The sequence below is a fragment of the Streptomyces sp. NPDC033966 genome (assembly GCF_055575955.1).
The window spans coordinates 156,708-175,323 of the sequence record NZ_JBVIRQ010000013.1 but is presented as its reverse complement, the minus strand read 5'-3'; the positions used below and the strand labels follow the sequence as shown (position 1 = coordinate 175,323).

Below are 18,616 nucleotides of genomic sequence, written 5' to 3'. Positions count from 1 at the left end.
AGGCGGTGCGCTCGCATGGGGCGTTAGGCTCGGACGGAGTGGCGCACGAGAGGGATGGTGCACATGTGCCGATGGCTCGCCTACTCCGGCTCCCCGATGCTCCTCGACGCCGTCCTGTACCAGCCGGAACACTCGCTGATCGACCAGAGCCTGCACGCGCGGATGGGCGTGGAGTCCACCAACGGGGACGGCTTCGGCATCGGCTGGTACAGCACCGACGGTGACGGCACCCCCGCGGTGTTCCGGGACATCGGCCCGGCCTGGAACAACCGGAACCTGCGGGAGCTGGCCTCGCACGTGCGGTCGCCGCTGTTCTTCGCGCACGTCCGCGCCTCCACGGGTTCGGCGATCCAGCAGACCAACTGCCATCCCTTCCGGCACGGCCGCTGGCTGTGGATGCACAACGGTTCGATCACCGACTTCCACCGGCTCCAGCGCGACCTGTGCATGGCCGTGGACCCGGCACTGTTCCCCTGCATCGAGGGTTCGACGGACTCCGAGGTGATGTTCTACCTGGCCGTCACCTTCGGCCTCGACCAGGACCCGCCCGGCGCGGTCGCCCGGATGGCGGGCCTGGTGGAACGGCTCGGCAAGGAGCACGGGGTCGCGGACCCGCTCCAGATGACGGTGGCGGTCAGCGAGGGCGAGCGCGTGTGGGCGTTCCGCTACTCCAGCCAGGGCAGGTCCCGTTCGCTGTACTACAGCAGCCGCGCCGAGACGGTGCGCCAGCTGTACCCGGAGCTGCCGTACCTGCGCTCGGTGTCCGACGAGACGCGGCTGGTGGTCTCCGAGCCGCTCGGAGACCTCCCCGGCGTGTGGAACGAACTGCCCGAGGCGAGCTACGCGGTGGTGCCGTGGGACGGCCCGGAGGACTACCTGCCCTTCATCCCCGAGCTGCCCTGACCCCGCCGCGCCCGCCCCGGGGGTCCCCGGCGGGCCGGTGTCAGCAGATCCTGGGCAGCTGCTCCCCGATCGGCAGGTCGACCACGCGCGTGCCGCCGAGGCCCGTACGGGCCACGACCAGTCCGGGGTGGTCCTCGACCGCCTCGCCGATCACCGCCGCCCGCCGGCCCAACGGGTGGGCCCGCATGGCGTCGAGGACGGCGTCGGCGTGCTCGCGGGGGACGAACGCGACGAGCTTGCCCTCGTTGGCCACGTAGAACGGGTCGAGCCCGAGGATCGCGCAGGCGTTGCGCACGGCCTCGGGGACCGGCACCCGGCCCTCCTGGACGGCCACTCCGGTGCCGGAGGCGGCCGCGATCTCGTTGAGGGCGGCGGCCAGGCCGCCGCGGGTGGGGTCGCGCAGCACGTGCAGGTCGGGGGTGACGGCGAGCATCGACTGCACGAGGCCGCCCAGGGCCGCGCAGTCGCTGGCGATGTCCGCCTCGAAGCCGAGGCCCTCGCGGACGCTCATGATGGCCACTCCGTGCAGCCCGATGTCCCCGCTGACGATGACCACGTCGCCCGGTACGACCCGCTGCGGCCGCAGGTCCACGCCGTCGGGGACGAGCCCGATGCCGGAGGTGTTGATGTACACGCCGTCGCCGTGGCCCACTTCGACGACCTTGGTGTCCCCGGTCGCCACCTCCACGCCGGCCGCGCGTGCGGCCGCGCCGAGGGCTTCGGCGACGCGGCCCACCGTGGCGGTCTCGACGCCCTCCTCCAGGATGAACCCGCAGGACAGGTACGCGGCCACGGCCCCGCTCATGGCGAGGTCGTTGACGGTTCCGTTGACCGCGAGGTCGCCGATGCTGCCGCCGGGGAAGAACAGCGGGCGCACCACGTACGAGTCCGTGGAGAAGGCCAGCCGGGCCCCGCCCAGGGTCAGGGTCGCGGAGTCGCCGAGCTGTGCGAGCACCTCGCCGCCGAAGGCGGGGGCGAAGACGTGCCGGACGAGTTCGGCGGAGAGGGCGCCCCCGCCGCCGTGGCCCATCACCACGCGGGGGTGGTCGCGCAGGGGGGCCGGGCAGGTCCAGCCCTGGACGTCCAGTGCGGTGTCAGACAACGGGGGTCGCCTCCAGCGGTGCCGTCTTTGCGGTCGGGATCTCCAGGCGCCGGTAGAGGTAGTACGCGGCGCAGGCGCCCTCGCTGGAGACCATGGTGGCGCCGAGCGGGGTGCGCGGGGTGCAGGTCTTGCCGAAGGCCTCGCACTCGTGCGGCTTGATCAGGCCCTGGAGGACCTCGCCGCTGCGGCAGGCGGCCGGCTCGCGGGTGTCGATGCCGGTCACCGAGAAGCGGTGTTCGGCGTCGAAGTCCCGGTAGCGGGCCGACAGCCGCCAGCCGCTGGCGGGGATGACGCCGATGCCGCGCCAGGCGCGGTCGGTGACCTCGAAGACGTCCTCCAGCATGGCGAGGGCGGCCGGGTTGCCCTCGGGGCGGACGGCGCGCGCGTAGGCGTTGTCGACGGTGTGCTCGCCGCGCTCCAGCTGCCGCACGGCCCGCCGTACGCCCTCCAGGATGTCGAGCGGCTCGAATCCGGTGACCACGATGGGGACCCGGTGGCGGGCGGCGAGCCGGGGGTACTCGGCGGTGCCCATCACGCTGCACACGTGCCCGGCGGCGAGGAAGGCCTGGACCCGGCAGCTCGGCGAGTTCATGATCGCCTCGATGGCCGGGGGGACCCGGACGTGGGAGACGAGCAGGCTGAAGTTGGTGATGCCGTGCTTCTTCGCCTGGTACACCGTCATGGCGTTGGGCGGTGCGGTGGTCTCGAAGCCGATGCCGAAGAAGACCACCTGGCGGTCCGGGTTCTGCCGGGCGATGCGCAGGGCGTCGAGCGGGGAGTAGACGACGCGTACGTCGCCGCCCTCGCCGCGCACCTGGAAGAGGTCGCGGCCCGTCCCGGGCACGCGGAGCATGTCGCCGAAGGAGCAGAAGATCACGCCGGGGCGGGAGGCGATCTCCAGGGCCTTGTCGATGACTTCGAGCGGGGTCACGCACACCGGGCAGCCGGGCCCGTGGATCAGCTCGACCTGTTCGGGGAGGAGCTGGTCGATGCCGTGCCGGATGATGGTGTGGGTCTGGCCGCCGCAGACCTCCATCAGCGCCCAGGGACGGGTGACGGTGGCGTGGATGTCGTCGAGCAGCCGGCGGGCGAGGCCGGGGTCCTGGAACTCGTCGATGTACTTCACTGCTGCGCCGCCTCCCGCGGGACGTCTTCGGGGTCGGGGGTGCCCGGCTCCAGGGCGCCGCCGAACTGTGCGGCCTGCTCCCAGGGGTCGCCGAACTCCTCCTGGAGCATGCCGAGTTCGGCGAAGAGCTCCAGGGTCTTGAGCGCCGACTCCTCGTCCAGGCGCTGGAGGGCGAAGCCGACGTGGACGATGGCGTACTCGCCGACCCTCAGGTCCGGCAGGTACTCCAGGCACACGTCCTTGACGACGCCGCCGAAGTCGACGGTGGCCATGCGGGTGCCGTCCCGCTCTCCGATGTCAATCACTCTGCCGGGTACCGCCAGGCACATGGGCCCCTCCTTGCTGTGGTTGTTCCGTGGCGCGGCCTGCCGTGGCCGCCGCCACCATGAGCTGGCCGAGGGCCAGTCCCCCGTCGTTCGGGGGGACCCGGTGCTGGCGCAGTACGGTGAAGCCGTGTTCCCGCAGCAGCCGTGAACAGGTGCCGGAGAGCAGGGTGTTCGCCATGACGCCGCCGGTCAGGGCGACGGTGTCGAGGCCGTGCGCCGCGCGGGCGGCGAGGCAGGCGTCCGTGACGAGGGCGGCGACCGCGGTGTGGAAGCGGGCCGCGACGAGCCCGGGCGCGGTGCCCGCCCGTACGTCGGCGACGACGGCGGCGAGGACCGGCGCCGGGTCGGCGGTGTGCGGGCCCGGGGTGCCGGGCGGCGGGGGGCGCAGGGCGAACCGGTAGCCGGGGTGCGGGTCCCCGGCGGGGGCCGCGAGGGCGGCCGCCTCCAGCTCGACGGCGGCCTGCGCCTCGTACCCGGCGAGGTGGCAGACGCCGGCCAGGGAGGAGACCGCGTCGAAGAGGCGTCCCATGCTGGAGGTGGGCACGCAGTTCAGGCCCCGCTCCAGCTGGCGTTCCAGTACGGGCAGTTCGCCGGGCGGGCAGGCCGCCACCGCGGGCAGGTCCGGGGTCCGGCCGAGGCCGGCGGCCCGCAGGTGGGCCACGGCCATCCGGTAGGGGCGCCGCACGGTGGCGTCGCCGCCGGGGAGGGGGACGTACGCGAGGTGCGCGAAGCGGGTGTGGCCGGTGTAGTCGGCGAGCAGCACCTCGCCGCCCCAGACCGCTCCGTCGTCGCCGTAGCCGGTGCCGTCGAAGGCGATCCCGATGACGCGCCGCCCGCCGTCCAGGCCGTGTTCGGCCATGGCGGAGGCGATGTGCGCGTGGTGGTGCTGGACGCGGACCAGGGGGCGGGCGCCGGCGTGCCGGGCGGCCCAGGCCGTGGAGCGGTAGCCGGGGTGGCGGTCGGCGGCGAACAGGGCGGGTGCCACTCCGGTGATGGACTCCAGCTGCCGCTCGGCGCGTTCGAAGGCGGCCTGGGTGGCCAGGTCGTCCATGTCGCCGATGTGCGCGGACAGCCAGGCCTTGCGGCCCTCGCCGAGGCAGAAGGCGTTCTTCAGGTCGCCCCCGGCGGCCAGCGTCGGCGGCACGTCCAGCGGCAGCGTGATCGGCAGCGGGGCGTGGCCCCGGGAGCGGCGTACGGTCAGCGGTTCGCCGTCGCAGACGCGCACCACGGAGTCGTCGCAGGGCACGTGGATGGGGCGGTCGTGGGTGAGCCAGGCGTCGGCGAGGCGGCCGAGGCGCTCCAGGGCCTCTGCGTCGTCGGTGACGATGGGCTCGCCGGAGAGGTTTCCGCTGGTCATCACGAGCAGCCGCGGCCCGGGCGGGTCGCCGGGCAGGCCCAGCAGCAGGTGGTGCACGGGGGTGTACGGGAGCATCACGCCCAGGTCGGGGCTGCCCGGGGCGACTTCGGCGGCGAGGACGGCGGCCGCCGCGGGGCGGCGGCGCAGCAGCACGATGGGCCGCTCGGGTCCGGTGAGCAGGGCCCGCTCGGCGGGGCCGATCCCGGCGAGGTGCCCGACGTCGGCGAGGGAGCGGGCCATCAGGGCGAACGGTTTGTCCCCGCGGGCCTTGCGGCGGCGCAGTTCGGCGACGGCCGCGGGCCGGGTGGCGTCGCAGGCGAGGTGGTAGCCGCCGAGGCCCTTGACGGCGAGGACCGCCCCTTCGGCGAGGAGCCGGCGGGCCCCGGCGACGGGGTCGGCGGCGGTGCGCTCGCGGGGCGGCGTCCCGGTGAGGAGGCGCAGTCGGGGCCCGCAGGCCGGGCAGGCCACGGGCTGGGCGTGGAAGCGGCGGTCGGCGGGGTCGGCGTACTCGCGGGCGCAGTCGGGGCACATCGGGAAACGGGCCATGGTGGTGTGGGCCCGGTCGTACGGGAGTCCGGTGACGATGGTGAAGCGGGGCCCGCAGTGCGTGCAGGTGATGAACGGGTGGCGGTGGCGGCGGTCGGCCGGGTCGGCGAGTTCGGCGAGGCAGTCGGCGCAGGTGGCGACGTCCGGGGAGACGAGGGTGCGGGCGGGGCCGCCGGAGCGGGAGGGGACGATGGCGAAGCCGGCGCCGCCCGGTCCGGCGGTGCCGACGGGGGGCAGGGTGTGGTGGTCGACGGCGTCCACGACGGCCAGGGGCGGGGCGTCGGCGGCGAGGCGTTCGCAGAACGCGGCGACGGCTGCGGGGGCGCCCTCGACCTCGGCGACGACGCCGTCGGGGGTGTTGGTGACGTGGCCGGCGAGACCGAGTCCGGTGGCGCGGGTGTACACGTAGGGGCGGAAGCCGACGCCCTGCACCACGCCGCGGACGGTGACTCGGCGGCGTTCGGGAGCCTCCATCAGCGGGGTTCCGGTGCGGGGCGGGTGGGGGCGTGGTCGTGTACGTACCCCGCGCCCGGGCCGTGGACGTGCCCGGGGCCGTGGGTGTGCCCGGGGGCATGGGTGTGCCCGGGGGCGTTGCCGGCACCGGGGGCGTGGCCTGCACCGGGGGCGTGGCCGGGACCGGGGTGGGTGTGGCCCGGGCCGTGGGTGGGGGCGTGACCGCCGTGGCTGTGGGGCTGGTGGGACATCACCGGGGTGTGGGGCGGGGTGCCTTCGGCGGTGCGGAGGGCGTGGGTCAGGAGGAGGCCCGTGCCTTCGGCCGAGCGGGACGAGGTGCGGAGCACCTCCACCCCGGGGTTGACCCGCTGGACATGGGCGCGGAAGGCGGCCTCGTCGAACCCGACGGCCTCCGCGATGTCCGTCTTGGTGATCAGCACGAGCTGCGCCAGCCCGAAGGCGGTCGGGTACTTCAGCGGCTTGTCCTCACCCTCCGTCACCGAGGCGAGCACCACCCGGAGCGACTCCCCGAGGTCGTACGAGGCGGGGCAGACCAGGTTGCCGACGTTCTCGACGAAGAGCAGCCGGGTGTCCTCGGGGAGCCAGCCGTCGAGGTGGCGGCCCAGCATGTGGGCCTCCAGGTGGCAGAGGCCGTCGGTGAGGACCTGCTTGACCGGCACCCCCGAACGGGCCAGCCGTACCGCGTCGTTCTCGGTCGCGAGGTCGGCCGTCAGCGCGGCCACGGGAACGCCCCGCTCACGGGCGAGGGTCAGTTCGCGTTCCAGCAGGGCCGTCTTCCCGCTGCCCGGGCTGGAGAGCAGGTTGACCACCACCGTTCCGCGGGCGGTGAGTTCGTCACGCAGGGCCTGCGCGGCCCCGTCGTTCTTGGCGAGCACCGCCTGTCTCAGGTCGACCACTCGGCACACGGCTCAGGCCTCCTCGGGGATCGGTTCGAGGGCGTCTTCGTCTTCCCAGACCACGCGGAGGATCCGCAGTTCGCGCCCCGTCAGGAGCTCCACGGCGGTGGCCTTCCCGCAGTCGGGACAGCGCAGGTCGGGGGGCATGCCGACGGCCCACTCCGCCGTGCAGGACGCACAGCGGGCGCGGGCCGTCACGGAGTGGGTGACGAGCTCGGCGCCTTCGAGGGGCGTCGCGGTGCAGGCCAGTCCGAAGGAGAAGGCCAGTGCGTCGGGGACGACGCCGGCCAGTTCCCCGATCTCCAGCTCCACGCGGCTCACGGAGCGCGCCGCTCCGGCCTGGGCCGCCTCCGCCACCTGGTCCACGACGGCCATGGCGATCGACATCTCGTGCATCGGACTCCGTCCTGCCGCGCCTCATTAGACCGGCGGGGCGGGTGGCCGGCGGACGGGCGCGCCGACGCACCGGGGACCCGTACGCCATTCGGGCGGCGGGGACCCGGCGGTCACATGCGGCTGATGCGCAGGTAGCGCTTGAGGTCGGGGAGCATGGTCACGAGCACGGCGCCGAGTGCGGCGGCCACGGTGAACACGATGGCCTTCTTCATGGGGTTCTCCTCGGGAGCAGTTCCTGGACCATGCGTACGGCGTGGGGTACGGCGGCGGCCACGGGCGGGCTCAGGCCGATGCCCTCCTCGACGGTGGCGGGTTCGCAGCCGACGACGAGGGTGCGCCGGGGCGGGGTGGCGCCGGTGCCCGCGCAGAGGGTGTCGAGGAGGGCGAGGACCGTGTCGGGCGACATGTCGTGCCCGTCGAGCACCGCGCTCCCGGGGTCGAGGGGTCCGGTTCCGTCGGCCTCGATGAGGTGGAGGGTGCCGGGTGCGGCGCCCCGGGCGGTGGCGTCGACGAGGACGAGGGTGTCGTAGCCGTCGAGGAGCTGGTAGGCGAGGTGGACGCCGCGCACGCCGAAGTCGACCGCCTCCACTCCGTCCGGCAGCGGCTGCGCGGCCAGGGCGCGGACCGTCTCGACGCCGAAGCCGTCGTCGCCGAGGAAGACGTTGCCGATGCCGGCGACCAGGGTCCGGCCGTTCACTCGTCCTCCAGGGGGGTGACCTCGTCGGGCTGGAAGTACAGGAACCGGCCCTGTTCGCGGCGGATGTCGGCGCCGGGGTCGCCGTCGACGGTGACGGCGAGGTGCACTCCGCCGTCGACGTCGTGCAGGACCGCTTCGACGTGTGCGGCCCTGCCCCGCAGGAACAGGTCCTGGGCGTCGGTGCGGCGCAGGCCCGGCCGCAGCAGGACGCGGCTGCCCGGGCCGACGGAGCGGCCGTCGACGGTGATCCGCTCCGGGGCGGGCTCGGCGGCGGCCCCGTGGGCCGGGTCCCACCAGGGGGTGTCCGGGGTGAACACGTCCTCCGGTACCGGCGCGCGGCCGGGCGGGTCGGTGATCTCGCGCAGGGCGCGGACGGCTCCGTGCAGGCGTTCCAGTACCTCGGGGGGCATGGAGTCCGCGAGGTCGACGACGGCGGCGGCGCGGGGGTCGGTGCCGCGGGCCTCGCGTTTCTCCTGGTCGGTGAGGGCGGCGGTGCGCAGGGCGAGGATCTCGTCGATCTCCAGGGCGTCGTACATGGCTCCGGCGCTCTCGGGTGCGATCGCGGCGTGGTCCTCCAGGATGATCGGGGAGGACAGGACCACGTCGGCACGGCCGTCTTCCCCCGCGAGCACGGGCCAGGTGTGGCGGTTGTCGCAGCCGCGCACGGCGGGCCGGGCCCATTCGGGCGGGTCGGTCATGGACAGGAAGGAGCCCGCGCTGAGGCCCAGCAGGAGGTGGGCGGCGACCAGGGACCGGGGCAGGGCGCTGTCGCGGCCGGCGCCGGGCTCCGGGGTCCAGGCGGCGGTGTTCTCGACGACGGCGGTGAGCTTCAGCGCCCGGTAGGGCACATCGAGTTCCTCGGCGCGCAGCCGGACCTCGGCGTCGATCCGCTCGGCGCGCCGGACCAGCCGGCCGCGTTCGCGCCCGGCCGCGTCGAGGACGGGTTCGGTCTCCTCGCGGGCGGGCCGGGCCAGGGGCAGGGTCACCTCGCCCGCGGCGAGTTCGGCGACGGGTACGGTCAGCTCGGCCTGTTCCTCGGTCCCCTCGTCCCAGGGGACGAGGACCCGGTCGGGCAGGTGCAGTTCGGGCACGGGCGTGAACGAGCCGTCCCCGAGGGCCTGTTCGACGGTGCGCCGCCAGGCCCTCAGGAAGCGGAGTTCGAGGTGGAGGACGGCCTCGCCCCTGGGCTCCATCACCAGCTCGGTGCGCTGGCAGGAGTGTTCGCCGTGCGCGGGGCCCCAGGCGGGCGGGACCAGGACGCCGAACTGCCAGCGCATCCGGTTCTTGGCGGCGGAGGCCCGGTAGGGGTACAGCACGTACCCCTCGAAGAGGACCGCGTCGGCCAGCTGCCGGGCCGCCGCGAAGCGGGCGTCCGGCGGGGAGGTGGTGGTCACGGGGCGGTCCTCCCGGCCAGCCGGTCCAGCAGTGCGGCGGCCCGGAGGGGCTCCGGGGCGGCGGCGGGGGCCGCCGGGGTCGCGGCGGCGTCCAGGAGGGTGCGTACGGTCGACTCCCAGGAGGCGAGGGCGTGCCGCGAGCGGAAGGCGAGGAGCTCGTCCATGGTGTCGCGGGGCAGCCGCAGCCATCCGCAGCCGGGGAAGTGCTGTTCGATCATCTCCCGCCACACGGACACGGGCATCCGGTACGAGGCTTCGCGGTCCCAGGGGACGGGTTCGACGCGGAAGCCGCCGGAGCCGGTGAAGGCCGTGCCGGAGAACAGCATCAGCAGCGGTACGTCGCCGTCCTCCAGGGCGTCGAAGTAGCGGGTGGCCGCGATGTCCATGTCGTAGGTGCAGGGCACGGGCACCTCGGTCTCGGTCTCCCCGGTGAAGCTCGGGACCATGACGGCGACCTGGGCGAACTGGACGGGCTGGAGGGTGGTGCCCCAGCGGGAGCGCTCGCCGAACAGGTCCTGGAGCGCGGCGGCCTCGCCGGGGCCGTAGCCCCGGCGGGCCGGTTCGATGCGCAGTTGGCAGCGCAGGGCGAGGGCGTGGACGCGGGTGGCGCAGGGGGCGGCGACGCGCAGCCGCAGCAGGAGGGTGGGGCCGGCCGCGTAGGGGTCGGCGCGCACCCCGGTGCAGGTGAAGGTGAGGTCGGTCATGGGCGCGGCTCCCCGGCCGGTGCCGTGGCGGGCTGCCGGCCGGCGGGTACGGCGCGCCGTTCGACCTCGGCGAAGAAGGTGTCGAGGGCGGCGCGGGCTTCGGCGCCGCCGTCGAAGCCCTGCCACAGCAGTCTCATGCGGCCCACCAGTTCGTAGCAGATGTCGATGGGGACGAGGTAGCAGGCGGTGCGGCCGTGTGAGCGGCGCAGCAGCAGTGCCTCGACGTCGGGTTCGAGGAGTCCGGCCAGCGGGCCGGCGCCGAGGACGCGCTGCCAGGTGCCGGGGTCGAGTTCGCTCTCGGTGGCTCCGGCCGGGCTGGGGTACAGGGCGACGAGCCGGTCGAGGGCGGCGTTGCGGAAGAAGAAGGCGACGCCCACGGGGATCTGGAGGAGGTCCCAGGCCTCGTCGTCCCAGCGGTGGCCGGGGTCGCTCAGGTAGCGGTCGGGGACGGTGCGGAAGCGGCCCGCGCCGGCGCCGGGCCGGTCGAAGAGCAGGGCGCAGGGGGTGCAGGCGCAGACCAGGGCGCGTTTGTCGGTCTCCACGAGGTGGCGGTGGCCGTCCCGGGCCACCGCCGTACCGCACAGTTCGCAGGTCTCGGGGCGGGGGGCGCGGGGCCGGGTGAAGCGCCGGAGTCCCCGGGCGGGGGCGGACGGCCGCAGGTCGGGGCTCACCGGACGCGCGCCGGGGCGTGGGGCCGGGTGGTGATCTGGAGCAGCGGGGGTGTCGGTACGGCGGGTGCCAGTTCCACGGAGGCGACCTCGGGGGCGAAGGCGGCCACGACGTCCTCGATGCGCCCCAGGGTGTCCTCGGCGCTGCTGCCGCAGCCGCAGCCCGTCCCGGGTGCGGTGCGCAGCCGCAGGGTGCCGTCGCTCTCGTCGTAGCCGGCGAGTTCGGCCTCGGGGAGGGAGTCCAGGGCGCGGGCGATGCGGGTGTGGACGTCCTCGGGGTGGAGGTCGTGCAGGGTCAGCAGGCTCGCGGTGAGCTCGTCCTCCAGGAGGGCGGCCAGGGGGTCGGCGCCGGGCGCGAGGGCGGTGAGCCGCTCCACGATCCGGCCGAGGCCGGCTCCGTAGAAGTCCATGAGTACGCGGACCAGTTCCTCGGCGGCCTCGTGGGTCTGCCGGTCGCCGGTGGCGGCGAGCCGGTCGAGGACCTCTTCGATGCGGCGGCCGGCCCGCAGGCCGTCGGCGGTCGTGGCGCTCATCCGCCGAGTCCGCTCAGGCCGGTGGGGACGTGCATGGACTTCACGGTCTTGCCGCCGCCGACGTACATGTGGACGCCGCAGGGCAGACAGGGATCGAAGCTGCGGACGGCGCGCATGATGTCGATGCCCTTGAAGTTCTCCGGGGGGTTCTCCTCGAAGATCGGGGTGTTCTGGACGGCGTCCTCGTACGGTCCGGGGGTGCCGTAGCTGTCACGGACGCTCGCGTTCCAGGGGGTCGGCGGGTAGGGGTGGTAGTTGGCGATCTTCCCGTCGCGGATGACCATGTGGTGGGAGAGGACGCCGCGCACCGCCTCGGTGAAGCCGCAGCCGATGGACTCGTCCGGCACCTCGAACTTCTCCCAGGTCTGGCTGCGTCCGGCGCGGACCTCGGCCAGCCCCTTCTCGGCGCAGTGCAGGGCGATGCCGGCGGCGTACGCCTGGAAGTAGGTGCGGGCGCGGTTGCGCTCCAGGGCGTTGCTCCACTTCGGGATCCGCCACTCGAAGGTGGTCTCCGGCTTGGTCATGGTGCGCGGCAGGTTGATGACCACGCTGTGTCCGGTGGCCTTGACGTAGCCGACGTCGACCAGGCCGGACAGGGCGGTGGACCAGAGGCGGGCGATGGGGCCGCCGCCGGTGTCGAGGGCCAGGTGGTCCTTGCCGTCGAACCAGCGGGGGGACATCACCCAGCTGTACTTGTCGTCGAAGGCGCGCTTCTGCGGGGCGGGGATGGTGTGCTGGTTCCAGGGGTGGCGGGGGTCTACGGGGTTGCCGAGGGGGTCGTGGGTGACGAACTGCTCCTGGCCCTCCCAGTCGTCGTAGTAGGAGCTGCCGAGGAGGATGCGGATGCCCAGGTTGATCTGCGTGAGGTCGTTGGTGACCAGCTTGCCGTCCACGACCACGCCCGGGGTGACGAACATCTTCCGTCCCCAGTCGGTCATGTTGGCGTAGGTGAAGTCGCAGTACTCGGGGTCGTTGAGGGCGCCCCAGCAGCCGAGGAGGACCCGGCGGCGGCCGACCTCCTCGTAGCCGGGCAGGGCCTCGTAGAAGAAGTCGAAGAGGTCGTCGTGGAGGGGGACGACCCGCTTCATGAACTCGACGTACCGCATGAGGCGGCTCATGTAGTCCGTGAAGAGCTGGACGGAGGCGACCGTGCCGACGCCGCCCGGGTAGAGGGTGGAGGGGTGCACGTGGCGGCCCTCCATCAGGCAGAACATCTCCCGGGTGTAGCGGCTGACCTGGAGGGCCTCGCGGTAGAACTCGCCCTCGATGGGGTTGAGGGAGCGCATGATGTCGGCGATGGTGCGGTAGCCGTGCTCCGCGGCGTGCGGGGACTCGGTGCGCTCGGCGAGCTCGAGGACGCCGGGGTTGGTCTCGCGGACCATCTTCTCGCAGTAGTCGACCCCGACCAGGTTCTCCTGGAAGATGTTGTGGTCGAACATGTACTCGGCGGATTCGCCGAGGTTGATGATCCACTCGCCGAGGTGCGGCGGCTTCACGCCGTAGGCCATGTTCTGCGCGTACACCGAACAGGTGGCGTGGTTGTCGCCGCAGATCCCGCAGATGCGGCTGGTGATGAAGTGCGCGTCGCGGGGGTCCTTGCCGCGCATGAAGACGCTGTAACCGCGGAAGACCGACGAGGTGCTGTAGCACTCCGCGACCCGCTTCTGCTTGAAGTCGATCTTCGTGTGGATGCCGAGGCTGCCCACGATCCGGGTGATCGGATCCCAGGCCATCTCGACCAGCCCGCTGCCGTCGCCGGCCGCCTTCGTCTTCGGTGTCATCGTGTCTGCCGTGGCCCTTCTTGTGTACGGGAGCTGGGTCTGCGTCGCGGCTGAGCGGAGGGGAACGGGTGCGGGGCCGCCGTCACCAGGGCGGTCGGTAGCCGGTGGTCAGCTGCCGGCCCTTCTGGCGCCACTTGGGCTCCTTGTCCACGGTGTGGGCGGTGACCGCCCGGAGCTTGCGGATCACGGCTCCGTAGGCGCCGCTGGCCTTGGTGGACAGGGTCGCGCCGGGCGGCTGGTCCATGAACGGCATGAACTTGTCGGGGAAGCCGGGCATGGTGCAGGCGATGCAGATGCCGCCGACGTTCGGGCAGCCGCCGATGCCGTTCATCCAGCCGCGCTTGGGGACGTTGCACTTGACGACCGGCCCCCAGCAGCCGAGTTTGACCAGGCACTTGGGCGAGTCGTAGGTATGCGCGAAGTCGCCCTGCTCGTAGTAGCCGGCCCGGTCGCAGCCCTCGTGGACGGTGGCGCCGAACAGCCAGGTCGGGCGCAGCTTGTCGTCCAGCGGGATCATCGGCGCGGATCCGGCCGCCTGGTACAGCAGGTAGGTGAGGGTCTCGGAGAAGTTGTCCGGCTGGATGGGGCAGCCGGGGACGCACACGATCGGGATACCGGCCTTGGACTTCCAGTCCCAGCCCAGGTAGTCGGGGAGGCCCATGGCGCCGGTGGGGTTGCCCTCCATCGCGTGGATGCCGCCGTACGTGGCGCAGGTGCCGATGGCCACGACGGCGAGGGCCTTGGGGGCGAGCCGGTCGATCCACTCGCTGGTGGTGATGGGCTGGCCGGTCGCCGGGTCGTCGCCGAAGCCGCACCAGTAGCCCTCGGGCTTGATCTTCTCGTTGGGGATCGAGCCCTCGACGACCAGGACGAAGGGGTCGATCTCCCCGCGCTCGCCCTTGAAGAACCATTCGATGAAGGTGTCGGCGCCGCCGACCGGTCCGCACTCGAAGTCGATCAGCGGCCAGTGCACGGCGATCTTCGGCAGGCCGGGGAGCACCCCCGTGACGATCTCCTCGATGCTGGGCTGCATCGCGGCCGTCAGGGACACCGAGTCGCCGTCGCAGCTGAGTCCGGCGTTGATCCAGAGGATGTGGATCGGGGGGTCCTCCACCGCGCTGGGCGTTGCTGCATCCATGGGGGTGCTCCTCGGGAGGGGTGCGGGAGGGGTGGGCTCGGGGCGTGGGGATCCGGATCGGCCCCACCCTTCTTGCTAGCAGGGGTGCGGTCCCGCCGCCCTGCCGGAGGGGGCCGGTCCAGTGACGGGGGGCCGGCGCGAGGGCAGCGGAGCGGTGTGCCGGCCGGGTACGGGGCGCGTCAGGTGCGGCGGTGTCCGGTCGGCGGGCTCCTTGCGCACGAAGGCCCGGCGCAGCGCGTGGTAGGGCGCCGCCGGGTCGTGGAAGGTCTCCCGCATCCGGGCCAGCTCCGCCTCCCGGTAGGCGGCGAGCGGGGTGGCTGCCTCGTCGCGGTCGCGCCGGGCCTTCTTGCGGGCGATGGCGGACTGGGTGGCGGGTGAGGCCGCGAGGCGTACCGCGAGCCGGGCGGTCTCCTGCGCGAACTCCTGCGGGCCGCAGTCGAGGGTCCGGTCGGTCAGGCCGAGCCGGCGGGCGGCGGCGGCGCTGAGGGGCAGGGCCTCGGCCATGAGGCGTTCGGCCACGCCGGTGCCGGTCCGGCGGGGCAGGGTGTAGGTCCAGTACTCGGATCCGTACAGCCCCATGAGCCGGTAGTGCGGGTTCAGCACGGCGCCGGACCTGCACCAGACCTCGTCGGCGGCGAGGGCGAGCATGGCCCCGCCGGCGGCCGCGTTGCCTCCGACGGCGGCGACGACGAGCCGGTCGGTGGTGGTCAGGACGGCCTCCACCAGGTCGTCCATGGCGGTGATGTTGGCCCAGGACTCGGCGGCGGGGTCGGCGGCCGCCTCGATGACGCCGAGGTGGATGCCGTTGGAGAAGAAGTCGCGGGTGCCGCCGAGGACGAGGACGGAGGTGGGGCGGGAGCAGGCCTCGCGGTAGGCGGCGAGCAGGCGGCGGCAGTGGCCGGTGCTCATGGCGCCGCCGGGGAAGGAGAAGGTCAGGAAGCCTGCCCCGCCCTGTTCCCGGTAGCCGATGTCGGTCCAGGTGCGGGTGCCGGCCGGGGGTCCGTCCGGTGGGGCGGGGATCTCGGGGAGGGCGGGCAGCCGGTCCCCGAGGGCGAGCACGGCGGGGAGTTTGACGGGGGCGGGCTCCCCGGCAGCGCGTTTGGCGCGCAGTTCGGGGATCCAGACGGCGCCGTCGCGGGTGGCCCGGCAGACGGCTCCGGCGCGGGTGGCGAGCAGCTGCCCGGGGGCGCCGCGGAGGGTGTCCTCGGGGTGGCCGCCGTGCAGGAACCACTGGCCGCCGAGGAGGTCGTCGAGTACGCCGGGCCGGGAGTCGGCCGCGCGCAGGGCGCGTACGACGGTCTCGGTGCTGTCGTGGTCCCAGTCGATCCGGCGGTGCGGCTGGCGCAGGTAGGGGCGGGCGGTGGCGGCGCCCTGCGGGGCCGGGACGTGGCTGCCGGAGGCGAAGCGCTCGACGGCGAGCAGGACGGCGGCGAGGGCGGCGTCGGCGACCTCGCCCCGATAGGCGTCGCTCTTGCCGACGGGCGCGAGGGTGCAGTCGGCGCTCGCCCAGACATCGCCCGCGTCCATCTCCTCGTCGGCCTGCAGGACGGTGACGCCCCACCGGGTCCGGTCCTCGGTGACGGCCCAGTCCAGGGAGGAGGGACCGCGGTCGCCCACGGGTCCGGGGTGCACGATCAGGCAGGTGTACGCGGACCAGACCTCGCGCGGGACGGCCGTCTTGAGCATCGGCGCGACGACGAGGTCCGGGTGGTGGCGGCGGACGGTCTCGGCGAGGTCCGTGCCGGGCAGGGCGAGTTCGAACGCCACGCGGTGCCCGTGGTCCCGCAGTTCGGCGTGGACCCGTTGGGTGAGGCTGTTGAAGGCGCTCGCGACGAGCAGGACGTGCACATGAACTCCCAGGCGTCCGGAACCCCGCGATCGGCGGGCGGTGCGGGTACGGCCGCTGGCGATCGTGGGCCCGCGCCCCGCGTCGCGGGCCGAAGCCCGGCACGAGTGTCACCCGGAAGGGGGGCCGGGGGGCCGCCACCTGGTGGATCGGCGGTCCCGCTCAGCGGTCGTCGCTCTCCCGCTCGGGGCGGGGGTGGTACTGCGGCGGGTGCGGGCGGACCTGTTCCTCCCGTCCGACGCCGGGCCGCTGCCGCTTCGCGGAGTGGCCGCCGGCCTCGTCGTCCCGGCCGGTGTCCCCGGCCCGCTGGGCTTCGTGGTCGCCGCTCCCGTCCGCCGCCCGCGAGGGCGGGGTCCGTGACCAGTGGTGCTGCCTGTGCTCGCTCATGTCGTGCTCCTCGTCTTGCGGGTCTCCCCGGTCTCCTGGGCCTCCTCGGCGGTGTAGCGGATCCGGGCCCACAGGGGCAGCGCGTACCAGCACAGCAGGTACCAGGCGACCACGGCGGAAACCAGCCATGGCACGAGGGTGTGGGAGGCCGCGACGCGCAGCACGAGGAAGAGGGCGGAGGTGCAGGTGGCCAGCAGCAGGAGGGTGCCGGCGAAGGTGAGGCGCGCGGCCCACCGCACCGCCTCCGGCTTGATACGGCGCCCCGAGACGATCCGGTGGAAGGAGACGGGGCCGATGAGCGCGCCGGTGGCCAGGGAGCCGAGGACGACCGTGGCCGTGTAGATCGCCTTGTCGGTTTCGGCCAATCCCTGGAAGTGCGGGGTGAAGGCGACCGTGAGCAGGAACCCGAAGAGGATCTGCACCCCGGTCTGAGCGACCCGGATCTCCTGGATCAGCTCCTGCCACTGCCGGTCCGCCCGTTCGTCCGCGGTCTCGTTGCGTCCCTGGGACCTCTCTCGCGGCATACGGCCTCCTCCGTCCAACCGGGCGCCTGCCCGGTCGGACGGCCGGCCAATCCCCCCGGGCCCGAACGGGGGCCCGGACCGGCTCCGCCAGGGGGCCGTCCCCGGAATCGGGCCGTCCGCCCCTATGCCCTACCGGCCGGTAGGTGCGCGACGTCGACCGTTCCTGCACATTCTTTTTCTCCGCCCTTTACCCGCTCTAGGGGTTTCGGTCGTGTGATCGGGGTCACAGGGGCATTTCCTGGACAGCCCGGCGTAGATCAAGTTTCGATATGGCCTGCGCGGCCGACGATCTCGGTCCGCGACCACGGGGAATTTCCCGAATCCTGTCGTCGGCAACGGCGCTTGACGAGGAGTGGGGGGCGTGTCAGTGATCCTGGCGTGCGCAAGAGGAAGATCCACGACGTCCGCCCGCGGCGGCGAGGACCGCGTTGCGGTCGGCGGCGCGGAGCGCGTTGCGGCAGGCCGATGCTGAGCCGACTGCTCCCGCCCGCCGGCCCGGCACGCGTACTCACCGGCATCACCCTGGTGCACACCCTGGGGCAGGGCCTCTGGATGGCGCTGAACGCCATCTTCGCGACCGCCGTGCTCGGGCTCTCCCCCGGCCGGTTCGCCCTCGGCATCGGCGTCGCCGCCGGCATCGCCCTGCTGGTCAGCACGCCGACCGGACACCTTGCCGACCGCGTCGGCCCGCGCTCCGTGCAGATCTGGTCCTTCATCGCCCTCGGGCCGCTCACGGCCGCCCTGCTCGCGGTGCAGGGCTTCACGTCGTACCTGCTGGTGGTGAGCGCGCAGGCGGTCGCCTACAGCGCCAGCCGCAGCGCCCGCATGGCCATGGTCGCCGGGCTGGTGCCGCCGCAGGACCGGGTCACGGTCCGCGCCTACCTGCGGGCCACGAGCAACGTCAGCGTCTCCGTGGGCGCCGCCCTGGCCGGCCTGCTGCTCGCCGCCGACTCGGTCTGGGCGTACAAGGCGGCCGTCGTCTTCAACGCCTCCACCTACCTGGCCACGGGGCTGCTCACCCTGCTCCTGCCCGCCGTGGCGGCACAGCCGGCCCGCCCCGGACCGGCCCTGACCGTACTGCGGGACCGCCCCTACCTGACGTTCGTGGCGCTGGACGGCCTGCTGTCCATGCACAACCTGCTGCTCGACGTCGTCCTGCCGCTGTGGGTGCTGCACCGCACGAACGCACCGCGCTGGATGATCGCCGCGATCCTGCTGACCAACACGGTCGCCGTGGTCCTGCTCCAGGTCAGGGCCGCGCGCGGGACCGACGAGCCGAGCGCGGCGGCCCGGGCCTCACGGTCCGGGGCACTGTGCCTCGCGGTGGCCTGCGTGGTCTTCTCCTTCAGCGGCGGGGTCTCCGCGACGCTCTCGGGAGCGCTGCTGCTCCTCGGGGCGCTGGCCCACGTCCTGGGCGAGATCCGGCAGTCGGCGGGCAGCTGGGGGATGTCGTTCGGGCTGGCGCCCGAGCACGCCCAGGGCCAGTACCAGGGCACGTACGCGATGGGCTCGGACCTGGGCAAGATGATCGCTCCGGCGCTGCTGACCTGGCTCGCCGTCGACCACGGCAGCCTGGGCTGGCTGGCCATGGCCCTCGGGTTCGCGCTGGCCGGAGCCGCCATGCCGGGCATCGCCGGCCGGGCGCTGCGGGGCCGCGAGGCCGCGCCGGACACCGTCGCGGCGTGACGGGGCCGCACCCCGCTCCTCCTTTCCGTCCGAATACTCCGCCATTCATTTCCCTGTTCCAGTTCCGGTGTTTTTTCGCGCCGTCACACCCTTTCCGCATTCCGGGCCGGGCGATGTCGCGCGACGTGTGAA

19 protein-coding genes are annotated in these 18,616 nt (G+C 73.6%); 2 read left to right on the top strand and 17 right to left on the bottom strand.

What is annotated here, in order from left to right; genetic code table 11:
- Window positions 1-63: 63 nt before the first annotated feature.
- A complete protein-coding gene (locus ACZ518_RS31160; RefSeq protein WP_469116373.1) occupies window positions 64-903 on the top strand; it encodes a class II glutamine amidotransferase in 840 nt (279 codons plus the stop codon).
- Window positions 904-943: 40 nt separating this feature from the next.
- Here the strand turns inward: ACZ518_RS31160 and hypE are convergent, their stop codons facing one another.
- The 17 genes from hypE to ACZ518_RS31075 all read right to left on the bottom strand — a co-directional run bounded on the left by hypE (window position 944) and on the right by ACZ518_RS31075 (window position 16,798).
- Entirely contained in the window at window positions 944-2,005 is a 1,062-nt protein-coding gene (gene hypE, locus ACZ518_RS31155) for a hydrogenase expression/formation protein HypE (RefSeq protein WP_469116372.1), read from the bottom strand.
- On the bottom strand, window positions 1,998-3,131 hold the full coding sequence (hypD, locus tag ACZ518_RS31150) for a hydrogenase formation protein HypD (protein WP_469116371.1): 1,134 nt from the start codon (window positions 3,129-3,131) through the stop codon (window positions 1,998-2,000). Before hypD ends, hypE begins: the two co-directional genes overlap by 8 nt.
- Window positions 3,128-3,460, bottom strand: a complete 333-nt coding sequence (locus tag ACZ518_RS31145) for a HypC/HybG/HupF family hydrogenase formation chaperone (RefSeq protein WP_362464055.1) — start codon at window positions 3,458-3,460, stop codon at window positions 3,128-3,130. Before ACZ518_RS31145 ends, hypD begins: the two co-directional genes overlap by 4 nt.
- A complete protein-coding gene (hypF, locus tag ACZ518_RS31140; protein WP_469116370.1) occupies window positions 3,429-5,834 on the bottom strand; it encodes a carbamoyltransferase HypF in 2,406 nt (801 codons plus the stop codon). Before hypF ends, ACZ518_RS31145 begins: the two co-directional genes overlap by 32 nt.
- The gene (gene hypB / locus ACZ518_RS31135; RefSeq protein ID WP_469116369.1) at window positions 5,834-6,739 is read right to left on the bottom strand and encodes a hydrogenase nickel incorporation protein HypB; all 906 of its coding nucleotides are present in this window, start codon (window positions 6,737-6,739) and stop codon (window positions 5,834-5,836) included. Before hypB ends, hypF begins: the two co-directional genes overlap by 1 nt.
- Window positions 6,740-6,742: 3 nt before the next feature.
- Window positions 6,743-7,126: a hydrogenase maturation nickel metallochaperone HypA/HybF gene (locus ACZ518_RS31130; RefSeq protein ID WP_469116368.1), complete on the bottom strand. Its 384-nt coding sequence runs from the start codon at window positions 7,124-7,126 to the stop codon at window positions 6,743-6,745.
- A 110-nt stretch (window positions 7,127-7,236) separates the two neighbouring features.
- Entirely contained in the window at window positions 7,237-7,338 is a 102-nt protein-coding gene (locus ACZ518_RS31125) for a DUF6893 family small protein (protein ID WP_469116367.1), read from the bottom strand.
- Window positions 7,335-7,823 (bottom strand): hydrogenase maturation protease, encoded by a 489-nt coding sequence (locus ACZ518_RS31120; RefSeq protein ID WP_469116366.1) that lies wholly within the window; start codon window positions 7,821-7,823, stop codon window positions 7,335-7,337. The genes ACZ518_RS31125 and ACZ518_RS31120 overlap by 4 nt, the downstream gene beginning before the upstream one ends.
- Window positions 7,820-9,217: a hypothetical protein gene (locus ACZ518_RS31115; protein ID WP_469116365.1), complete on the bottom strand. Its 1,398-nt coding sequence runs from the start codon at window positions 9,215-9,217 to the stop codon at window positions 7,820-7,822. The genes ACZ518_RS31120 and ACZ518_RS31115 overlap by 4 nt, the downstream gene beginning before the upstream one ends.
- Window positions 9,214-9,921: a DUF6084 family protein gene (locus ACZ518_RS31110; protein WP_469116364.1), complete on the bottom strand. Its 708-nt coding sequence runs from the start codon at window positions 9,919-9,921 to the stop codon at window positions 9,214-9,216. Before ACZ518_RS31110 ends, ACZ518_RS31115 begins: the two co-directional genes overlap by 4 nt.
- Complete coding sequence (locus ACZ518_RS31105; protein WP_469116363.1) at window positions 9,918-10,592, bottom strand: DUF5947 family protein; 675 nt, start codon at window positions 10,590-10,592, stop codon at window positions 9,918-9,920. The genes ACZ518_RS31110 and ACZ518_RS31105 overlap by 4 nt, the downstream gene beginning before the upstream one ends.
- On the bottom strand, window positions 10,589-11,122 hold the full coding sequence (locus ACZ518_RS31100) for a hypothetical protein (RefSeq protein ID WP_469116362.1): 534 nt from the start codon (window positions 11,120-11,122) through the stop codon (window positions 10,589-10,591). Before ACZ518_RS31100 ends, ACZ518_RS31105 begins: the two co-directional genes overlap by 4 nt.
- Window positions 11,119-12,903, bottom strand: coding sequence for a nickel-dependent hydrogenase large subunit (locus ACZ518_RS31095; protein WP_469116361.1), 1,785 nt, complete (start codon window positions 12,901-12,903; stop codon window positions 11,119-11,121). The genes ACZ518_RS31100 and ACZ518_RS31095 overlap by 4 nt, the downstream gene beginning before the upstream one ends.
- Before the next feature lie 82 nt (window positions 12,904-12,985).
- Window positions 12,986-14,041 (bottom strand): NADH-quinone oxidoreductase subunit B family protein, encoded by a 1,056-nt coding sequence (locus ACZ518_RS31090; protein ID WP_469116360.1) that lies wholly within the window; start codon window positions 14,039-14,041, stop codon window positions 12,986-12,988.
- A 75-nt stretch (window positions 14,042-14,116) separates the two neighbouring features.
- The gene (locus ACZ518_RS31085) at window positions 14,117-15,889 is read right to left on the bottom strand and encodes an enoyl-CoA hydratase-related protein (RefSeq protein ID WP_469116359.1); all 1,773 of its coding nucleotides are present in this window, start codon (window positions 15,887-15,889) and stop codon (window positions 14,117-14,119) included.
- A 160-nt stretch (window positions 15,890-16,049) separates the two neighbouring features.
- A complete protein-coding gene (locus ACZ518_RS31080) occupies window positions 16,050-16,274 on the bottom strand; it encodes a hypothetical protein (RefSeq protein ID WP_469116358.1) in 225 nt (74 codons plus the stop codon).
- Window positions 16,271-16,798 carry a DUF6328 family protein gene (locus ACZ518_RS31075; RefSeq protein WP_469116357.1) on the bottom strand — a complete coding sequence of 176 codons (528 nt, stop codon included), beginning with the start codon at window positions 16,796-16,798 and terminating at the stop codon, window positions 16,271-16,273. The genes ACZ518_RS31080 and ACZ518_RS31075 overlap by 4 nt, the downstream gene beginning before the upstream one ends.
- Before the next feature lie 465 nt (window positions 16,799-17,263).
- Here ACZ518_RS31075 and ACZ518_RS31070 point away from each other — a divergent pair, with 465 nt between their 5' ends.
- A complete protein-coding gene (locus tag ACZ518_RS31070) occupies window positions 17,264-18,484 on the top strand; it encodes an MFS transporter (RefSeq protein WP_469116356.1) in 1,221 nt (406 codons plus the stop codon).
- The last annotated feature ends 132 nt before the right edge of the window (window positions 18,485-18,616 follow it).